The organism is Flavobacterium frigidimaris, assembly GCF_002217275.1.
Taxonomy (GTDB): Bacteria; Bacteroidota; Bacteroidia; order Flavobacteriales; family Flavobacteriaceae; genus Flavobacterium; species Flavobacterium aquidurense.
Map to the genome: position 1 here is coordinate 76,488 of NZ_MUGV01000005.1, position 20,006 is coordinate 96,493.

The following is a 20,006-nucleotide window of genomic DNA, read 5'->3' on the forward strand; positions in this document are numbered from 1 at the left end:
CATGAAAAAAAAACCCACCTCAATTCTTGCCGTAGTCTGCATTTTAGCAATTCTTGGTATTATTTATGCTACCATGATGCCTCAATGGATTTCGAAAGAAGAGGAAGCTCTTGCTGAATTCTCGACCGAAAGGGCATTAAACCAAGTCGAAATTATTGCTCAAAAACCCCATTATGTGGGATCAACTAATCACGAGTTAGTAGCAAACTACCTAAAACTTGAATTGAACCGGATTGGTTTAGAGACATCTGTTCAGGAAGGATTTACACTAAACGATAAGGGGCTTCTGGTAAAATCTAAAAACATTCTGGCCCGCATTAAGGGAACCAATAACTCCAAAGCACTTTTATTACTATCTCATTATGACAGTGCACCGCACTCCTTTTCAAAAGGAGCAAGTGATGATGCGTCGGGCGTAGCGACCATTCTTGAAGGCATTCGTGCTTTTATGTACTCTAAAAATCCACAAAAAAACGATATAATAATTCTTTTTTCTGATGCTGAAGAATTAGGATTGAATGGTGCCGCTTTATTTGTAAACAAACATCCGTGGGCAAAAGACGTAGGCTTGGTTATTAATTTTGAAGCCAGAGGTTCTTCAGGACCAAGTTATATGTTAATGGAAACCAACAAAGGAAATGAAGCACTTGTAAAAGAATTTTCAAACGCAAAAGCGAAATATCCGGTTTCGAATTCATTGATGTACAGCATTTACAAAATGCTTCCAAACGATACGGATTTAACTGTTTTTAGACAACAGGGAAATATTCAGGGATTTAATTTTGCTTTTATCGATGGGCATTACAACTATCACACCCAACAAGATGACGTTCAGCATTTAAACAAAATGACATTGGCACATCAGGGAACGTATCTGATGCCTTTATTAAAATATTTTTCAAACATCGACTTAAATGCAACAAATTCTACAGAAGATGACGTTTACTTTAGCATTCCGTTTTCGTTTATAAGCTATCCGTTTGCCTGGGTTTTCCCGATGACAATAATCGCTTTGGGCTTGTTAATTATCTTCATTTTTATAGGAAAAGCAAAACGATTGATCACATTCAGAGAAATTTTTAAAGGCTTCGTACCTTTATTAGGCTCGATGATAATCGCTGGTTTAGTAACATTTTTGGGATGGAAAATTCTTTTGCAGGTCTATCCCCAATACTCAGATTTACTAAATGGCTTTACCTACAACGGACATGCTTACATAGGAGCATTTGTTACTTTAAGCATTGCTATTTGCTTTGCTTTTTACCACCACTTTTCAGAAACAAAAACAACGATGAATCATTTTGTAGCGCCTTTATTGCTATGGATTATCATCAATCTATTTTTGGCAAATAGCTTAACAGGTGCTGGTTTCCTTATTATTCCCGTTTATTTCGGAATCTTTTTATTTGGAATTTTTGTGATTACACAACATTACAGTTTAGGTTTAAATCTGATATTTACACTTCCGGCACTTGTAATTGTTGCTCCATTTATTGTCATGTTTCCAATTGGTCTGGGTTTAAAAATTCTATTTGGAAGTGCAATACTTACTGTTTTACTTTTTGGATTATTACTTCCAATTTTCGGAGCTTTCATTAGAAAAGGAGCCTGGACTGTCTTCTTTTTTCTTGTCTCGATTGGATTTTTTGTTTACGCAGGTTATCATTCCGGCTATGAACACGGAGAAGCAAAATCTAATAGTCTTTTATATGTTTACAATGCCAATACAAATTCGGCCGTATGGACAACTTATGATGTAAATCTTGACGATTGGACTAAAACATATTTAGGAGAAAAAAATCAAAAAGCTGTTGGCTTAAACGCGTTGCCTCTTGCCAGTAAATACGGTTCAGGTTTTACGTACAGCGCCATCGCACCGGTTGTTGATATTCCTAAACCAACAATCTCTTTCCTGAAAGACAGTGTTGTGGGTAACAATCGTTATATGAAAATTCAAATTACACCAAACCGAAAGGTAAATCGTTATGATATTTTCGCTCATCCTAAAATGACTTTCTATAATTTTAAGGCCAATGGGGTTTCAACTTCAGACCAAAAAGGAAATCGACTGGAAAGAGACGGAATGAAGATTTTATGCTATTATGTTGTAGGTAATGAACCTCTTGTAATGGAATTCTACATCAATAAATCATCCATTTTTGATATGGACTTAATTGAGAGTTCTTTTGATTTGATGACCAATCCGTTATTTCAGGTTAAACCAAGAGCAGACTGGATGATGCCGACGCCTTTTGTTTTGAATGATGCCGTTTTAATTCAGCAAAAAATCAAAAGGTATACCGCTCCGTTACCAGTAATCGAAGCTGCACCTGTCAAAGATAGTTTAGCTGTTATCAAAGACAGTGTGGTACCAGTCGTTAAACCACAACCAAACAATAGTTTATAAAATAGAATATCTTATATGAAAAAAACAATCTTGGCTTTTATAGTATTTGCATGTTTTCCGAGTATTTATGCACAAGCGGTAGAGGAAAAAATAGCAGTAAAAACATGTGAATGTTTGCAAAAAAAATCAGGTGTTATTACAGAAGATATCTTTAGAGACTGTCTGACCAGCACAATGTCTGAAACAATATTAACCGATAACGACCAAAAAGTCAGGGAATCGATCAATACCGTTGACGGAATTAAAAGTATGATTCAAAAGGTAAGCGATGCTGTTATTAAAAAATGTCCAAAATTATTACCTCAGGAACCTGAAGACAAAACGACTATTTTTTATGCCGACTCAAAAAATGAAAAAGCACAGAATTCTTATGTAATTGCAAAAGATTTTATGAAAGCCAGTAACTATAAAATGGCCATCGAAAGTTTACAGCTCTCGCTAAAGGAAGATCCTAATTTTGTCTTAGCGTTAGATGATATTGCCGTTTGTTACAGACAATTGAATGATTTTGACAATGCTATAAAATATTATAAAAAATCGCTTGCTATCTTTCCCGAAGGCGATCTGGCCTTAATGAACATTGGCGTTATTTATAGCCTAAAATCTGATTCTAAGACTGCTATAGATTATTATGAAAAATTAATCAAATACCAACCAAATAATGCTGAAGGTTACTTTGGTGCCGGAAAAAATTATTTTATTCTAAATGATGAAGAAAAGGCGCTTGACAACATTTTCATGGCGCACGTTATCTACACCAATGAAAAATCAGAATATGTAAAAGATTCAGAGCAGCTTCTTGGCGCTATTTATCAAAAAATGAAATCGGAGAACAAAGAAGATGTATTCAAAAAAATTGCAGCAAAAAACAACGTTAAAATTGAGTAGCATTAATTTTTAAAAATATAAAAAGGACAAACTTCAAATTAGAAGTTTGCCCTTTTTTCTTTAACAGGCACATTCAATTTTCAATCCTGCCTTAACACCATTGGTACCTTCAGTGGCGTATCCGTCAAACTTCCACCACTCTATTCCGCCAAGTAATTCTTTTACTTTAAAACCTAATTTTGCCATATTCAAGGCGCCTCTTGTCGAAGCGTTACAACCAATTCCGTCGCAATAGGTCACGTACAAAACTTCTCTATCTAAATGTTGGGTACTTTCTGCCGTCATTTCGCGATGCGGAATATTAATTGCGGTCGGAATATGTTCCGCTTCATAACCAAATGTTTTTCTGGCGTCGATAACAACTACTTTTTCTCCGTTATTTAAAGCATCAAACAAATCAGAAGGATCCATTTCAAAGGCCAGTTTGTTTTCATAATGTTTAATTTGTACTTCCATTTCTTTTAGTTTTTATGATTTTATTTTTTCAAAAGTAGAGGAACAACATATACCATAAAAACGAAAAGAATTCATTAAGTTGATTACTTTTTTTCATGAAAAAATCATTCTAAAATTTTGTTCCTTTGTATCTAAATTCTCTAAAAATGGAAATACGTCACTTAAGATTGATAAAAGCGATTGTCGAAGAAGGCAGCATCACCAAAGCGATAGATAAATTGCATTTGACACAATCAGCTTTGAGCCATCAACTTAAGGAAGCTGAATATCAATTGGGAACGGCCATTTTTTTGAGAACAAATAAAAAATTAGTTTTGACCAAAGCAGGAGAGAAAATCTACGAACTTGCCAATGAAATTCTCGAAAAACTTTCGCAAACTGAAACACAAATCAAACAAATGGTTTTTGGAGAATATGGCGAAATCCGAATTAGCACCGAATGTTTCTCCAGTTACCACTGGCTTCCATCAGTAATGAAACAATTTCATCTGTTGTATCCCAATGTCGAATTGAAAATTGTTACTGAAGCGACTCATATTCCATTACAAAAATTATTAGACAACACAATTGATATTGCGATTATAAGCGATCAGATCAATGATAATACTATTAAATACCTGGAACTTTTTCAGGATGAAGTGGTAATGGCCGTTTCTGAAAATCATGCGTGGGCGAATAAAAAATATGTTGTTGCCGAAGATTTTGTCACCGAACATCTTTTGATTCATTCCCTTCCGATGGAAACGGTTACGATTCATCAGTTTATTTTGGCCCCAGCCAAAGTAACGCCGAAGAAGATTACCGCATTACCATTGACAGAAGCTTCTCTTGAAATGGTAAAGGCTGATATGGGCGTCATGTCGATGGCAAAATGGGCTTTATTACCACATTTAAAGAACAATCCAATAAGAGCCATCAAAATTGGAAAAAACGGCCTTAAAAGAAAGCATTTTATCGCCATTCGGGACAATCAGGAATATCCAGCCTATTTTCATCATTTTATAACCTTTTTACAAACTGAAATCAACTTGCAATGGAATATATAATAAGAAACTGTGAAATAGCCGATTTACCAAAATTGGTCATTTTATGCCAAAAACATACTGAATTTGAAAAAGCCGATTACAATCCGACAGGAAAAGTAGAAGGTTTAAAAAGCGCCTTATTCAGTGAAAATCCCAAATTATTTTGCTTAGTAGTCGCTACGGAAAATGATATTGTAGGTTATGTTTCTTATAATTTCACGTATTCAACCTGGAATGCTGGTGATTTCATTTATATGGATTGTTTGTTTTTGGAAGAAGAAGTCCGAAATTATGGCATTGGAGAAGTTTTAATCAACAAATTGAAAGAAATAGGAAAAGCCAAAAACTGCGTTAACATGCAATGGCGAACACCACAATTCAACGAAAGAGCCATAAAATTCTACAACCGAATTGGTGCAAAAGGAAAAGACAAAATTTGCTTCTTTCTGGATTTAGAATAATCTACAACCTAATCTCGCAAAGCCGCGAAGTCGCAAAGAAAAAGGCTTTCTTAAGTTTTTTAAGGCTTTGGCATCTATAAACCTTTGTACCTTTGCAACTCTGAACCTTTGCACCTTTAAAGAAAATGAAAAAAATAAGTATTTTAGGCTGTGGCTGGCTGGGTTTGCCTTTGGCGAAAAAATTAATCGAGAGAGGAAATTCGGTCAACGGATCTACAACTTCTGAAAGTAAACTTTCAATTCTGAAAGATGCCGGAATAAATCCATTTTTAGTTGCACTTGAAAGCGGAAGTGTTTCCGAAACTATAAATGATTTTTTAACAGAAAGCGAAATTCTAATTATTGATATTCCACCTAAATTACGAGGAAATAATGCTGATAGTTCAGATTCTTCGCGAAAGGTTTTTGTGGAGAAAATCCAAACCCTTATTCCGTTTATAGAGAAATCCGCAATCAAAAAAGTGCTTTTTGTAAGTTCAACGTCTGTTTATGGCGATCAAAATAATTTAATTACAGAAGAAACGAACCCAAATCCGGAAACGGAAAGTGGTAAACAATTACTTTTAGCAGAAGTAATTCTGCAAAAAAACCAAGGCTTCGAAACCACAATCCTACGTTTTGGAGGATTAATTGGCCAGGATCGTCATCCTGTAAAATTTTTAGCAGGAAAAGAAAACCTCGAAAATCCTGACGCACCAATCAATTTAATTCATCAAAATGATTGTATCAATATCATCGAAGAAATAATCCTTCAGTCAAAATGGAATGAAGTTTTCAATGCCGTAGCCCCTTTTCATCCATCGCGTTCAGCGTATTATACCCAAAAAGCAAAAGATCATAACTTGGTTTTGCCGAAATTCAGTTCTGAAAAATCGAACATTCAAAAGATCATTTCAAGCGAAAAAATTGAAAACATTCTAAAACACCAATTCAAATTGGACGAATATTAATCAATATGAGCGCTGTAAATGCAAGTAAACACGAAACTTTGTGACCTTTAAGCAAAGCGTTTAAAGAAGCAATTATTTATTGAGAAAAACTTCGCGAACTTTGTGAAAAACCTTCGTGCCCTTTGTGGTAAAAAAAAACTTTGCGAACTTCGCGTAAAACCTTAGCGCCTTTGCGGTAGAAATCATGGAAACAGTATATGTCAACTCCCCTTTAGGAATTACCAAAATCATTGGAGATGAAAACGGTATTGCTGTAATTTCCGTTTCAGATGTTGGTTCGAATGAAGTTTCTGCAAAGATTCCGGAGGTTTTAAAAGAAGCCGTTTCACAACTTGAAGAATATTTCGAAGGAAAAAGAACTGGCTTTGATTTGAAACTAAATCCGCAAGGCACCGAGTTTCAGCAAAAAGTATGGAAAGCTTTATTGGAAATTCCATATGGAAAAACCATAAGCTACATGGATCAAACCAAAAAACTGGGCGATATAAAAGCGATTCGTGCGGTTGCATCAGCCAACGGAAAAAATCCACTTTGGATAGTCGTTCCCTGTCATCGCGTTATTGGCACAAACGGATCTTTAACCGGTTACGCCGGAGGTTTATCACGCAAAAAATGGTTACTTGAACACGAAAACCCAAGTACACAGCAGCGTTTGTTTTAAAACACAAATTTCACAAATTAATTTTATAGCTTTATCTTTACAAATATTCTAGGTTTGTGCAATTCTTTAAAACCAAATAGTTTCGTGTTAATTCGTGAAATTCGTGTTTAAATTATAATTATGATTGAAAAAATAAATCTTAATAATATCCTTTTCTTAGATATAGAAACCGTTCCGGAAGAAGAGAATTTCAATTCGCTTGACGCGGAAATGCAAGCACTTTGGGATCATAAAACCCAATACCAACGCAAAGACGAATTCACTCCCGAAGAATTTTACGATCGTGCCGGAATTTGGGCAGAATTTGGGAAAATTGTTTGTATTTCGGTTGGGTATTTTACCATCAAAGGAGATATTCGGAATTTTAGGGTAACTTCTTTTTTTGGAGATGAAAAGAAGATTTTGAAAGACTTTAATAATCTTTTGAACAATCATTTTAACCAGCCGTATCATCTTTTATGCGGGCATAATGCGAAGGAATTTGATATTCCGTTTATTGCCAGAAGAATGATTATCAACCAAATTGCCATTCCGGACAAGCTGAATCTATTCGGGAAAAAACCTTGGGAGATTCCGCATTTAGATACTTTAGAATTGTGGAAATTTGGCGATTACAAACATTTTACTTCATTAAAATTATTGACTAAAATCCTGGGCGTTCCTTCTCCAAAAGGCGATATCGACGGAAGTCAGGTGGCGCATGTTTTTTATGTCGAGAAAGACATTGACCGAATTGTAACCTATTGCGAAAAAGATACCATTGCCGTTGCACAGATTTTCCTTCGCTTGCGCAGAGAAGATTTGTTGATTGATGAGGAAATTATTCATGTATGATTTTTTTTGAAGGTTCAAAGTTGCAAAGGCACAGAGTTACAAAGGTTTTCGACTATTAGCTATAAAAGGTTTAGAAAATGACGTATCAGGAAATTTCGCATCATAGACTTGTTTCTCAAAAGTTGTATAAAACAAGCCCAATATCTCCGCAAGAAATTGTAAAGTATTTAGGTGCCATGCAGGCACAGGATTATTCGATGGCGAAATGGGCGATTGGTTCGCGATGTGATGCTACTGAAAAGGTGATTGAAGAAGTTATTAATTCCGCAGAAATCATCAGAACTCATATTTTGCGGCCAACCTGGCATTTTGTTTCTGCTGATGATATTTATTGGATGCTGGATCTTTCGGCTCCTCAGGTAAAAAGGTTTACAGCTTCGGCAGGTAAAAAATATGGTTATGATGCCAAAAAATTGGATCAGACCAATTCTAAAATCGAAAAACTACTATCAGGAAGCAACTATTTGACGCGTGATGAAATCATGCAGGAGCTTGATATCAAAAAAACTTCTTCTGCCGATTTTTTAAGTGCAGCGATTATGATGAATGCCGAATTGGATGGTTTGGTTTGTAACGGAAGAATGAAAGGAAAACAAATCACTTATGCTCTACTTGAAGAACGGGTTTCAAAACCAAAATCAAAATTAACCAAGGAAGAAGGCCTTGCAAAATTAGCCCTAAAATATCTAGAAAGCCATGGCCCTGCAACGCTTCTTGACTTTTCGTGGTGGTCAGGATTTTCTCCAACAATTTGCCAAAACATTATTAATGCAATAAAGTTGCAATTAAATTCTATTGAAATTAATGGCCAAATTTATTGGTTTAAAAGCGATTCTTCTGATGAAAATAACTTCCGCGAAAGCGTTCATTTTCTTCCGGCATTTGATGAGATTCTGATTTCATATAAAACCCGCGAAGCATCTATTTTACTGGAACATCAATCGAAAGCATTTACCACCAACGGCATATTCAAACCGATCATTCTCGAAAACAGTAAAGTCATCGGAACCTGGAAAAGAACCATCGCAAAAGACCACGCCAAAATAGAAACGCAATTTTTTAATGAAACCGAAAAGCATAAAAAAGCCGTTCTTTTTGAAGGAATTAAGGCTTTTGAAAATTATTTAGAAACTAAAATTGTTATAGAATAAAATTATTCTTTAGATATTTATGTCGCTCCTAAGGAGCTATTAGAACCCAAACATTTAAATTTTCTATAAATATTTTGCCCCGCTGGGGCTCTTACAACTCCTTTAGGAGTGCAATATTTATAGAAATAGAATATTATTTATGTGTTTAGCCCCTTCGGGGCGACATCTTCTCAATCCAAAATAACAAATTAAAACGAACAAATTAAAACATTACAATTCCAAATAAATTCTTCCGGTTTCAATATTAAAATCTTTGTGCATTTTATTGCTAAATAATTACATTTACAAAAAAAAACAATGCTATGGTATTAAGTAGATTTTGGTTAACTATTTTTATTTCGTCGATTATCTTTGTTATATTCAGTTTGTTTACTGCCAATACTTATACCATTGATTATGTTTTAAATGGCAAAAAAGACGACCCTATTCTTATTTCCGAAAAATACGCTGAGCAACTTCCTGCTTTCATCAAAGACAGTATCAAAAAAGCGCCAGATCAAACCATGATTATTAATCGTGATACGCTTAATGCTGACACAACGTATGTTTATAAAAACAAAACTGTAAAAATTTTCAGCGGTGTTCAAAAATCTGACGGTTTATTGCCAACCTGTAAAACTACTTTGCTCGATTTAATTTTACCATTAATGGCCTATTTGGCTTTTTTCTGTGGATTAATGGAACTATTAATCATTTCAGGAGTTTCTGGAAAATTAGCTAAAGCATTAAGCCCGGTTTTTGTAAAGGTGTTCCCGACTATTCCAAAAAACCACCCTTCTATCTCGTATATGACGTTAAACTTTGCTGCCAATTTCTTAGGATTAGATTCGGCTGCAACTCCATTTGGCCTTAAAGCAATGGAAAGTTTACAAGAAATAAATCCCGACAAAGACAAAGCAAGTGATGCACAAATTATGTTTATGTGTCTGCATGCTTCAGGATTAACCTTAATTGCAACTTCAATTATTGGTTATCGTGCTGCTGCTGGTGCAAGTAATCCGGCAGATGTAATGCTTCCTTGTATCATTACCTCTTTTATTGGAAGTATTGCCGCTTTCTTAATTGTCGGAATCAAACAAAAAATCAATTTTAAAAGCGCTTCTCTTGTTATTGGTTTAATGGTATTAATTGCCGCTATCATTGGTTTATTAATGTATGTAAACCATTTAGATTTAATTGGTAAAAACTACTTTACCACTAATCTTTCTGCATTGATACTAATGGTGATCGTTCTTGCTACTTTAGTTTTCTCCTTCATACATGAAAAGAAATTTACCGATGCCAATACAACTGTTTTTGAATCTTTCGTAGTAGGGGCAAATAATGGAGTCAAAACGGGAGTTACTATATTTCCTTACGTTTTAGGGATGTTGGTTGCCATTTCATTATTTAGAAACAGCGGTTTATTTGAAATTATTAGTGATGGTATTGCCTTTGTTTTCTCAAATATGGGTGTCAACAAACAAATTACTGATGCTTTGCCTGTTGCCATACTTAGGCCTTTTAGTTCCGCAGGATCACGAGGATTTTTGATTGATTCGATGAATACCTTTGGTGCAGATTCCTTAACTGGAAGATTGAGCAGTATTTTCCAATGTAGTGCTGAAAGTACTTTTTATGTTATTGCCGTTTATTTTGGTTCGGTTAATATAAAAAATACCCGTTATGCTTTAGGTACCATGCTTTTGGTGGATGTAATTTGCGTAATTACAGCAATTTTTGTGGCTAGCTGGTTTTTTTAAAAAAACATTTTTTGAGCTAAACCAAATAAAATCTGGTCACGCCACATCTTAACGTTAAACTGGACTAAAGTCCAGCCCTACAATATATTTAGAGCCGATGGCTCTTTTTGGAAGTTCCGGAGGAACAATCTACTTTATCCCGAATTCCACTTAAACTGGACTAAAGTCCAGCCCTACAATATATTTAGAGCCGATGGCTCTTTTTGGAAATTCGTGAGGAATGATTTACCGGATTCCACTTAAACTGGACTGAAGTCCAGCCCTACAATATATTTAGAGCCGATGGCTCTTTTTGGAAGTTCCGGAGGAACAATCTATATTGTAGGGCTGGACTTCAGTCCAGTCTAGATGGCGATGTTTTTTTTTTGTAAGATAATTTGTATTTTTGTAGCTGAAATTTAAGTTAGAAATACAAAAATGGCAAACACCTATCATCAAGTTTATATTCAGGCAGTTTTTGCAGTAAAGAACAGAGAAGCAATAATTACTAATGATTGTAGATCTAAAATATTTAGTGTTATAGGAAATTTAATAAATGAAACTGGCTGCAAAACAGTTATAGTAAACGGAACGGAAGATCATGTTCATTGTCTTTTAGGTCTTAAACCCACCATTTCTATTTCAGAATTAATGAGAATCGTAAAAGGAAAATCATCAAGATTTATCAATGATCATCAATTGACAAAATGTAAATTCGAATGGCAGGAAGGGTATGGTGTTTTCTCTTATAGTAAATCACATATTGATGCTGTCTATAAATATATTGCCAATCAGGAAGAGCATCACAAAAAAGAAAATTTTAGAGATGAATATTTATCTTTTCTAGATAAATACAACACTAAATATGATGAAAGATGTGTTTTCGAAAATTTAATCTAACACATTTTAAACTGGACTGAAGTCCAGCCCTACAAAATGGATTGTTCCTCCGGAACTTCCAAAAAAGAGCCATCGGCTCTCAATATATTGTAGGGCTGGACTTCAGTCCAGTTTAAAGAGATGCCGATTATTTCGGTGAAAAAGAAATATTAAAACATAAAAATTAAAAATCATAACTAAATGAAATCTCAATACATTTTCTTTTTAATCCTTTTAATTAGCTGTCAAAAACCAAAACCTGCACCACAAATAACAAGTGTAAAATCAAAAGCTAAAGTAGAAGAAATCACTGCAAAAGAAAATTCTTTACGAACAGATACAATCATCCTTGATAAAAATGCAGAAATTACGCATATTATCATTCATCTTACAGAACAAAAACCAGATAAGGACAGTATCATCGAATCAAAGTTCAGACTTGATTTTTATAAAAATAAAAACAAAATTGTTTCAAAGAAAATAACCATTACAGGGTATGAAAAAGGATCTGAATGGAGCGGATCCTATGGTTTTCCCGATTCATCTCAAAACAACGCCTCTTTTATAAAAATTGATTTCGGATATCCTGCATGCGGTTATACATTTGAAAATTATCTATATTACTTAAAAAAGAATGATTTAGAGCTTGTTCATCAGTGGCAGTCCATGTCAGACAGTGGATGGGGTAACTGGACCGAATTTTTAAGTCTTGAATCAAAGAACGATCTTGATATTTTTTACTGTAAAAGTGTTTCATTTGAGCCTGCCGATGATGACTCTGAAGATTTCGGAATTGTAACCTATTCTGATTCGATTTCATTTATATTAACAGGAAACAGTTGGAAAAAGAAATTGCTTTCGCCAAAAGACAAACCTTATTTTGAAAAGAAAATGAGTATTAATGAGTTTTACAAACAAGATTAATTTCAAAAAAAAGTGTCCTTATTCAAACTCTTTCTTCGGTAAATAATTTTTAACTTTGTAAAAAACAAAGAAATGATTGATTTTATATACCAGGACCCTTATCCTATTTTAAAGGATGATACACAATATCGCAAAATTACTTCTGATTTTGTAAAAGTTGAAAAATTTGGAGAACGTGAAGTTCTGACAGTTGATCCAAAAGGATTAGAATTATTAGCTGAAGAAGCTTTAACAGATGTTTCGTTCATGTTGAGAACGAGTCATTTACAAAAATTAAGAAAAATTCTTGATGATCCGGAAGCTACAGATAACGATCGTTTTGTGGCTTACAATTTATTGCAAAATGCTTCAGTTGCTGCTGAAGGTCAGTTGCCAAGCTGCCAGGATACCGGAACTGCAATTGTAATGGCGAAAAAAGGCGAGAGCATTTTTACCGGCGTTGATGATGCAGAATGGCTGAGCAGAGGAATCTTTAATACCTACCAAAAACGTAATTTACGTTATTCTCAAATTGTTCCGATTTCGATGTTTGAAGAGAAAAATTCAGGTTCAAATCTTCCGGCGCAAATTGATATTTATGCTAAAAAAGGAGATTCATACGAATTTTTATTCATGGCAAAAGGTGGTGGATCTGCTAATAAAACGTATCTATACCAGCAGACTAAATCTTTATTAAATGAAAAATCGATGGATGCTTTTGTTCGTGCAAAAATCAAAGATTTAGGAACTTCTGCTTGTCCTCCGTACCATTTAGCTTTGGTTATTGGTGGAACTTCCGCGGAAGCGAACCTAAGCGCTGTTAAAAAAGCATCTGCCGGTTATTACGACAATTTACCAACTACAGGAAACATGGCTGGTCAGGCTTTCCGTGATCATGAATGGGAACAAAGAGTACAGCAAATTTGCCAGGAAAGTGCTATTGGAGCTCAGTTTGGGGGAAAATATTTCACGCATGATGTTCGTGTAATTCGTTTGCCTCGTCATGCAGCTTCTTGTCCGGTTGGGTTAGGCGTTTCATGTTCTGCTGACAGAAATATCAAAGGAAAAATCACAAAAGATGGAATTTACTTAGAACAATTAGAAGTAAATCCGAAACAATTTTTACCGGAAACCGCTCCACATTTAGAAGCACCAGTTGAAATTGACCTGAATATGCCAATGAAAGATATGTTGGCAAAACTATCTCAATACCCAATAAAAACGCGTTTAAAACTAAACGGAACCGTAATTGTTGCCCGTGACATTGCTCACGCAAAAATTATGGAAATGCTGGAAGCTGGCCAACCAATGCCGGAATACTTTAAAAATCACCCTGTTTATTACGCTGGTCCGGCAAAAACTCCGGACGGAATGGCCTCAGGAAGTTTTGGACCAACAACGGCAGGACGTATGGACGTTTATGTAGATGAATTCCAGAAACATGGCGGAAGTATGATTATGCTGGCAAAAGGAAATCGTACCAAACAAGTTACTGATGCCTGTAATAAATACGGCGGATTTTATTTGGGTTCTATTGGCGGACCGGCAGCGATTTTGGCACAGGATAATATCTTAAAAGTTGAAATTGTTGACTTTGAAGAATTAGGAATGGAAGCTGTGCGTAAAATCACCGTTAAAGATTTCCCTGCGTTTATTATTACGGATGATAAAGGAAATGATTTCTTTGAAAATCTATAATCTATAATCTAAGGTACTGAGGCACTAAGATGCTAAGGTTCTAAGACAAAAAACCGCCTATCTGGGCGGTTTTATTTTTATATTTTTCTATTTTTTTTCACCTTTACAAAAGAACTTTGCGTAGACCTTATCGATCTTTGCGGTTAAGTCTCAAGCACTTTTATCAACGCTTTCAAAAGCTATAAAATGTGACAGCTCTCCTTTTAGATTAAAAATGGGTACGCTGTTTATTTTGCATTTATAGGTTTTACCGTCTTTTTTGTAGTTATCTACTATTTTTTCAAACGGAACTTGCAATTGAATAGCTAATTTAATCTCCTTTAAGGCGATTTCAGACGTTTTTGGCCCCTGAAACATCTTTGGGGTTTTCCCAATGATTTCGCTTTCTGTATAGCCCGTCATTTTTTTTATTCCGTTGGAAGCAAAAACGATTTTCAAATTTGCATCGGTAACCAAAATGACTTCATCTAAAATCCGGTCTTTAATTTTCAGATTTTTATCATTCCATTTAAAGCGATTTGAAATTTTATCTACTTTTTTCAAATCAGCAAAAATTGCCCATAGTTCATTTAGATATTCATAGTGAAAATCCCAGGATAAAATGGGAACCGTATTCCGGTGCGGGATTTCTTCTTTAGTATTTTTCATTTGAAGTGGTATTGAAAAATTTTCTACCTGTAAAGATAGAGAGAAAATTCATCATAAAAGATAGATTTTTAAGTTTTTAACGCTATTTTGTTCATCAAAAAGCAAACTTTAACTGAACAACAACCGCTTTCTTCTCTTCCGTATTTAAATTGCTTAAAGAGATTCCGAGCAAACGAACAGAATCTTTCATTTTTTCCTGATATAATAATTCTTCCACAGTTTCAAGGATTAAACTTTTATCAGAAATAAAATACAGCAATGTTTTACTACGTGTTTGCTGTGTAAAATCACTGTATTTGATCTTGAGAGTAACTGTTTTTCCTGAAATATTATGTTTTTTTAATCGTTTTTCAAGTGAAGTGGCAATTCTTTCCAGCTGCTCGAGCATAAAAATCTCCGAAGATAAATTGACATCAAAAGTATGTTCTGCTGCTACTGATTTTGTTACGCGATATGATTTTACTTCGCTATTATGAATTCCCCGAACCACTTTATAATAAAAAGAACCAGATTTTCCGAAGTGCTTTTCCAGAAACTCTTCTGATTTTGTTTTTAGATCGGCTCCGGTAAAAATCCCCAGCTGATACATTTTCTCAGTAGTTACTTTTCCCACGCCATAAAACTTCCGAATAGGCAATTCTTCCAGAAAAGATAAAATCTCATCCGGGTTTACTGTTTTCTGCCCGTTTGGTTTATTGATATCACTGGCAATTTTGGCTATAAATTTATTAACTGAAATTCCAGCCGAAGCTGTTAATCCCACTTCATTCAAAATTCTCAACCGAATTTCCTGCGCCAGTAAACTCGCACTTGGATTTCCTTTTTTATTCTGGGTTACATCCAAATAAGCTTCGTCAAGCGAAAGGGGTTCCACTAAATCAGTATATTCATGAAAGATTTTATGAATTTTGGTAGAAATTTCTTTGTACCGATCAAATCTCGGCCGAACAAAAATTATTTCGGGACAATATTTTTTGGCTAAAACGCCGCTTATGGCACTTCGAACTCCAAATTTACGGGCTTCATAACTCGCCGCAGAAACCACTCCTCTATTCTCTGAACCACCAACAGCAACAGGTTTCCCGCGTAAAGCAGGATTATCCATTTGCTCAACCGAAGCATAAAAAGCATCCATATCAATATGGATAATTTTACGATATGTAGGTGCTTCAGACATAGCACAAATTTAAACAGGAAGCTTGATAATGAGATGAAAAAAATCATAAAAAAAAGCTACAGTTTTCCAACTATAGCTTTTTCTCATTTTTAATGCGAATCTTTAAAATTCGATTTTAAAACCAATTTGATTAGCACTTGCTAATAAAGTAGTTTTAGGTTGTGGTTTATACGTTTCTGCTAAACCTTTATTGTATTTTTCAAGTGACGATTTAATTTTTCGGGGATATCCTATTTTAATTGGGATTGAAGCAATGATTAAAGCTCCGCCAATGATCGCTGCGGTCATATTTGCACGTTCTGAATGTGCTGATGTGTACGACACAATTGGATTACCATAGCCATTATTAGAATATATAGTTCCCGATTCAGAAGTAATATTATCACTATTCATCGCTATAACCAAATTTATTGCAACAAGTCCCAAACCTCCGGAAAAAAGAACATTCCCCCACGTTTTTTTATTTCGTCCCGCATTGTAAAGCGACAACGCTTCTGCATTATCAGCTAACAATGCACGAACTTCATCTGTTCGAAGTTTTTTATTCTCCGAATTATAAACCCGGCCTCCACTTCCGTAAGTAAGTTGTTGCGAATAACCTGCCAGTGTTAGCAATAAAAATAAAATAGTTAGGCTTTGTTTCATGTTTAAATTTGGTTTTTGATTTCTTGGTTATGTTAGTATTTTAGTGTTTCACCTAAAAAATGTATTCAAAAATAAAAACATTTTTAGGTTCGCAAAGATTAACAACTAAATGATCTCAAACAAATCATTTTCTTTATTTTTGTATACTACACGAAATTTAATAAAATGCGAACATTTGTTATAGGCGACATACACGGAGGATTACTCGCACTTGAGCAAGTGTTGAAAAAAGCCGAAGTTACCACTGGAGATACTTTAATTTTTTTAGGCGATTATGTTGATGGATGGAGTCAATCTGCAGAAGTAATCGAATATTTGATTGATCTAAAAAGCAAGCAAAACTGTATTTGTATCAGAGGAAATCACGATCAGCTAGCATTGGATTGGCTTGAAAACAGACATGAAGAATTTGATGAAGAAATGTGGTACAAACATGGCGGTAAAGCTACTGTCGAAGGCTACGCTAAACTCTCAGATGAAAGAAAAAAAGAGCATATTGTTTTCTTAGAATCTTTACAGGATTACTACCATGATGATCAAAATCGATTATTTGTTCATGCAGGTTTTACCAATTTGAATGGTGTAGTTTGGGAATATTTCCCAAAATTATTCTATTGGGACAGAACACTTTGGGAAAGTGCGCTTTCATTAGATCCGAACCTAAAACCAGATGATCTATATTACCCTAAACGCTTTACTGTATACAAAGAAATCTATATAGGGCATACGCCAGTTACCCGAATAGGTAAAACAGTCCCTGTTAACAAAGCCTGTGTATGGAATGTTGATACAGGTGCAGCTTTCAAAGGCCCGTTGACTATCATGAATGTTGATACCAAAGAATTCTGGCAAAGTGATCCTTTAAATGAATTGTATTCTAACGAAAAAGGTAGGAATTAATCTATAAAAAACTAAATTTGCAGTCCAAAATAATTAATATTTAAGTTTATGAAAAAAGTTATTACATTTTTGTTTTTAGTATCATTCGGTTTAACGCAAGCGCAACAAGCTTTTACAGGAAAAGGTGATGTTAGAGTTAACGTTGGTGCTAATCTACAAGATGGTGGTTCAGGAATTCAGGGTTCTGTTGATTTTGGTTTAGGAGAAAATTTCTCTTTTGGTTTTGTTTCGACTTATCTTTTAGGAGTAGATAACTTTAATGGTTTTTACCACAATAATCCAACTCCTTACACTGATGAAAAACCAGAATTCCAAGATCGTTTTGATGCAAAAGCAAGAATAAATGCCAATTTAAGTAGTGTAATTGGCGTAGAACAATTAGACATTTATCCTGGTTTGAGCCTGGGATTGCACAATTTTGGCGGTCATGTTGGAGGTCGTTATTTTTTCACTGATGGTTTTGGTGTTTTTACCGAAATTGGATTTCCAATTGCTAAATATAGCAACAACAATGAAATCTTTGACCATTTAAACAACCAGGCAACTTTTAGTTTAGGAGCTTCTTTTAATTTACAATAAAGTTGACTTAACCTCAAGGTGCGCAAAGATTTACGCAATGTACGCTGTAGATTTTCTGACAAATAAATATAAATGCACATTGACCCTTAAAGCATACAAACAAAAACCGTCCAATTGGACGGTTTTTGTTTGTATAAACTTTGCGGGCCTCGCGCAAATCTTTGCGCACTTTGCGGTTAATCTTAAATCACCATTTCCGGAATTTCTCCATCAATTATCAAATCAGCTTCAGTGGATGCAATGATATGCTCCACAGAAACTCCTGGAGCGCGTTCTAAGAGTTTAAAACCTTTATCTGTTACTTCGAGAACGGCCAATTCAGTAACAACCTTTTTAACACATCCTACACCAGTTAATGGTAAAGTACATTTTTTAAGAATTTTTGATTCTCCTGCTTTATTAACGTGCATCATCGCCACGATTATATTTTCCGCGGAAGCCACTAAATCCATTGCTCCTCCCATTCCTTTTACCATTTTTCCCGGAATTTTCCAATTGGCGATATCTCCGTTTTCAGAAACTTCCATCGCTCCTAAAATCGTTAAATCTACTTTTTGACTCCGAATCATTCCAAAACTAAAAGCAGAATCAAAGAAACTTGCTCCCGGAAGCGTTGTAATTGTTTGTTTTCCTGCATTAATAACATCGGCATCTTCTTCTCCCGCAAAAGGAAAAGGCCCCATTCCGAGAACTCCGTTTTCGCTTTGAAATTCAACTGCGATATCTTCACGGACGTAATTCGCAACCAATGTCGGAATCCCGATTCCAAGATTAACGAAATATCTGTCTTTTACTTCTTTTGCAATACGTTTTGCAATATCTTCTTTTGTTAACATATCTCTTAATGTGTCAATTTGGAAATTAGATAATTAGATAATACCTCACTTTGCACAATCTATATAATTATCTAATTATCACATTTTTTAATTATCTAATTTTTTCTCGTAAAATAATCCCAGGTTGCTCTGGCAATATCAGCGATTATCTTCTCAGTATCTTCTTGTTTTTCTGTAATATCTTTTAAATAAACTGAAAGAATAAAGTGTTTTCCATTTGGTAACTTTACAATTCCAATATCGTTCATGGCAACTCTCAGATTGTTATCGTTTGTTCCCGAAATACCGGTCCTGTGCGCCAGTTCAGTTCCTTCCGGAAGACCGGCTTTCATCCAGGTAAGCCCTCTTGAAGTTTCTACCATTATTTGATATAAATATTGGGTTGTACTTTCTTTTAGAACTTCGCCTTTATAGAATTTCTCCAGCAACTCTGTTGTTGCCAAAGGTGTTGTTGTATTTACATAAAGGTTCTTCCAGCTTTCCATTTGCTTTTCGTTCACCTTGATCACGAAATCCTTAATTCCTTGTTTGTTTATAAACTTCTGAATGACTTTTGTACCTCCAACTAAATCTATCAATATATCACATCCGTTATTGTCACTATGCGAAACTGTATATCGCAACAATTTGTCTAGTGTCAAATACATGTTTCCTTCCGGATAATCTTCCCTCATTGGACTCCACGTATTTTCGTGTAATTCTTTCTTCTTAATAAAGATTTTTTGTTCCAATGAAAGCTTTCCTTCATCAACCTGGTTCAAAACAGTTAAAGCGATATGGAATTTAAAAACACTCATCATAGGCGCCTTCAAATTTCCATTAATGCTCAAAGTATCTTTATCTTCAATACTTTTAATAGAAATCCCAACTGTAGCATTCTTAGTTGCAATAATCTGATTTAATTGTTGCCTAAGATCTGATGTCGTTTGCGAAAAAGCCTGAAACGAGAGAAAGGAAATTAGAAGTACCGAAATTCGATTCATTATTTTATTTTTATAAGGCCTTTTGTTAATGTGCCAATTAGAAAATTGACTAATTATCTCAATTATCTATTTTTTGAATGTGCCAATGAGAAAATTTGATAATTAGATACTGCCTGGCTTTGCGTAATTTAATTCATTATCAAATTGACTAATTATCTCAATTATCTAATTTTTGAATGTGCCAATTAGAAAATTTGATAATTA

20 protein-coding genes are annotated in these 20,006 nt (G+C 34.7%); 14 read left to right on the forward strand and 6 right to left on the reverse strand.

Going from position 1 to position 20,006, the window contains the following annotated elements; all coding sequences use genetic code 11:
• Position 1: 1 nt before the first annotated feature.
• Together B0A65_RS02295 and B0A65_RS02300 are read left to right on the forward strand one after the other, a co-directional pair.
• Positions 2–2,407 (forward strand): M28 family peptidase, encoded by a 2,406-nt coding sequence (locus B0A65_RS02295; protein ID WP_074660226.1) that lies wholly within the window; start codon positions 2–4, stop codon positions 2,405–2,407.
• 15 nt (positions 2,408–2,422) lie between these two features.
• Positions 2,423–3,295 (forward strand): tetratricopeptide repeat protein, encoded by an 873-nt coding sequence (locus B0A65_RS02300; RefSeq protein ID WP_074660225.1) that lies wholly within the window; start codon positions 2,423–2,425, stop codon positions 3,293–3,295.
• Between the two features lie 60 nt (positions 3,296–3,355).
• Here B0A65_RS02300 and B0A65_RS02305 read toward each other — a convergent pair whose 3' ends face one another.
• Positions 3,356–3,751, reverse strand: coding sequence for a rhodanese-like domain-containing protein (locus B0A65_RS02305; protein ID WP_074660224.1), 396 nt, complete (start codon positions 3,749–3,751; stop codon positions 3,356–3,358).
• 146 nt (positions 3,752–3,897) lie between these two features.
• Here B0A65_RS02305 and B0A65_RS02310 point away from each other — a divergent pair, with 146 nt between their 5' ends.
• The 10 genes from B0A65_RS02310 (at position 3,898) to B0A65_RS02355 (ending at position 14,034) form a co-directional block, all read left to right on the forward strand.
• Positions 3,898–4,797 (forward strand): LysR family transcriptional regulator, encoded by a 900-nt coding sequence (locus B0A65_RS02310; RefSeq protein WP_074660223.1) that lies wholly within the window; start codon positions 3,898–3,900, stop codon positions 4,795–4,797.
• A complete protein-coding gene (locus B0A65_RS02315) occupies positions 4,785–5,237 on the forward strand; it encodes a GNAT family N-acetyltransferase (protein ID WP_074660222.1) in 453 nt (150 codons plus the stop codon). Before B0A65_RS02310 ends, B0A65_RS02315 begins: the two co-directional genes overlap by 13 nt.
• Positions 5,238–5,362: 125 nt before the next feature.
• On the forward strand, positions 5,363–6,187 hold the full coding sequence (locus B0A65_RS02320) for an SDR family oxidoreductase (RefSeq protein WP_074660221.1): 825 nt from the start codon (positions 5,363–5,365) through the stop codon (positions 6,185–6,187).
• Between the two features lie 184 nt (positions 6,188–6,371).
• On the forward strand, positions 6,372–6,848 hold the full coding sequence (locus B0A65_RS02325; protein ID WP_074660220.1) for a methylated-DNA--[protein]-cysteine S-methyltransferase: 477 nt from the start codon (positions 6,372–6,374) through the stop codon (positions 6,846–6,848).
• Between the two features lie 120 nt (positions 6,849–6,968).
• Positions 6,969–7,682, forward strand: a complete 714-nt coding sequence (locus B0A65_RS02330; protein ID WP_074660219.1) for a 3'-5' exonuclease — start codon at positions 6,969–6,971, stop codon at positions 7,680–7,682.
• A 77-nt stretch (positions 7,683–7,759) separates the two neighbouring features.
• Entirely contained in the window at positions 7,760–8,833 is a 1,074-nt protein-coding gene (locus B0A65_RS02335) for a winged helix DNA-binding domain-containing protein (protein ID WP_074660218.1), read from the forward strand.
• A gap of 302 nt (positions 8,834–9,135) precedes the next feature.
• Positions 9,136–10,575 (forward strand): nucleoside recognition domain-containing protein, encoded by a 1,440-nt coding sequence (locus tag B0A65_RS02340; protein ID WP_074660217.1) that lies wholly within the window; start codon positions 9,136–9,138, stop codon positions 10,573–10,575.
• 417 nt (positions 10,576–10,992) lie between these two features.
• Positions 10,993–11,454: an IS200/IS605 family transposase gene (tnpA, locus tag B0A65_RS02345; RefSeq protein WP_074660216.1), complete on the forward strand. Its 462-nt coding sequence runs from the start codon at positions 10,993–10,995 to the stop codon at positions 11,452–11,454.
• Between the two features lie 180 nt (positions 11,455–11,634).
• On the forward strand, positions 11,635–12,357 hold the full coding sequence (locus B0A65_RS02350) for a hypothetical protein (protein WP_074660215.1): 723 nt from the start codon (positions 11,635–11,637) through the stop codon (positions 12,355–12,357).
• A 72-nt stretch (positions 12,358–12,429) separates the two neighbouring features.
• Positions 12,430–14,034, forward strand: coding sequence for a fumarate hydratase (locus B0A65_RS02355; protein ID WP_074660214.1), 1,605 nt, complete (start codon positions 12,430–12,432; stop codon positions 14,032–14,034).
• A gap of 150 nt (positions 14,035–14,184) precedes the next feature.
• On the opposite strand, the gene B0A65_RS02360 is transcribed toward B0A65_RS02355, so the two are convergent.
• The 3 genes from B0A65_RS02360 to B0A65_RS02370 all read right to left on the reverse strand — a co-directional run bounded on the left by B0A65_RS02360 (position 14,185) and on the right by B0A65_RS02370 (position 16,504).
• Entirely contained in the window at positions 14,185–14,682 is a 498-nt protein-coding gene (locus B0A65_RS02360) for a PAS domain-containing protein (protein WP_074660213.1), read from the reverse strand.
• Between the two features lie 94 nt (positions 14,683–14,776).
• Positions 14,777–15,859, reverse strand: coding sequence for a DNA polymerase IV (gene dinB / locus B0A65_RS02365; protein ID WP_074660212.1), 1,083 nt, complete (start codon positions 15,857–15,859; stop codon positions 14,777–14,779).
• A gap of 102 nt (positions 15,860–15,961) precedes the next feature.
• Positions 15,962–16,504, reverse strand: a complete 543-nt coding sequence (locus tag B0A65_RS02370) for a hypothetical protein (protein ID WP_074660211.1) — start codon at positions 16,502–16,504, stop codon at positions 15,962–15,964.
• 165 nt (positions 16,505–16,669) lie between these two features.
• Between B0A65_RS02370 and B0A65_RS02375 the strand changes: the two genes are divergently transcribed.
• Together B0A65_RS02375 and B0A65_RS02380 are read left to right on the forward strand one after the other, a co-directional pair.
• On the forward strand, positions 16,670–17,404 hold the full coding sequence (locus tag B0A65_RS02375; RefSeq protein WP_074660210.1) for a metallophosphoesterase family protein: 735 nt from the start codon (positions 16,670–16,672) through the stop codon (positions 17,402–17,404).
• Positions 17,405–17,452: 48 nt separating this feature from the next.
• Positions 17,453–17,983, forward strand: a complete 531-nt coding sequence (locus B0A65_RS02380) for a DUF6646 family protein (RefSeq protein ID WP_074660209.1) — start codon at positions 17,453–17,455, stop codon at positions 17,981–17,983.
• Between the two features lie 182 nt (positions 17,984–18,165).
• On the opposite strand, the gene B0A65_RS02385 is transcribed toward B0A65_RS02380, so the two are convergent.
• Together B0A65_RS02385 and bla are read right to left on the reverse strand one after the other, a co-directional pair.
• A complete protein-coding gene (locus tag B0A65_RS02385) occupies positions 18,166–18,819 on the reverse strand; it encodes a 3-oxoacid CoA-transferase subunit B (RefSeq protein ID WP_074660208.1) in 654 nt (217 codons plus the stop codon).
• Positions 18,820–18,914: 95 nt separating this feature from the next.
• Positions 18,915–19,802, reverse strand: coding sequence for a class A beta-lactamase, subclass A2 (gene bla, locus B0A65_RS02390; protein ID WP_074660207.1), 888 nt, complete (start codon positions 19,800–19,802; stop codon positions 18,915–18,917).
• Positions 19,803–20,006 lie beyond the last annotated feature (204 nt).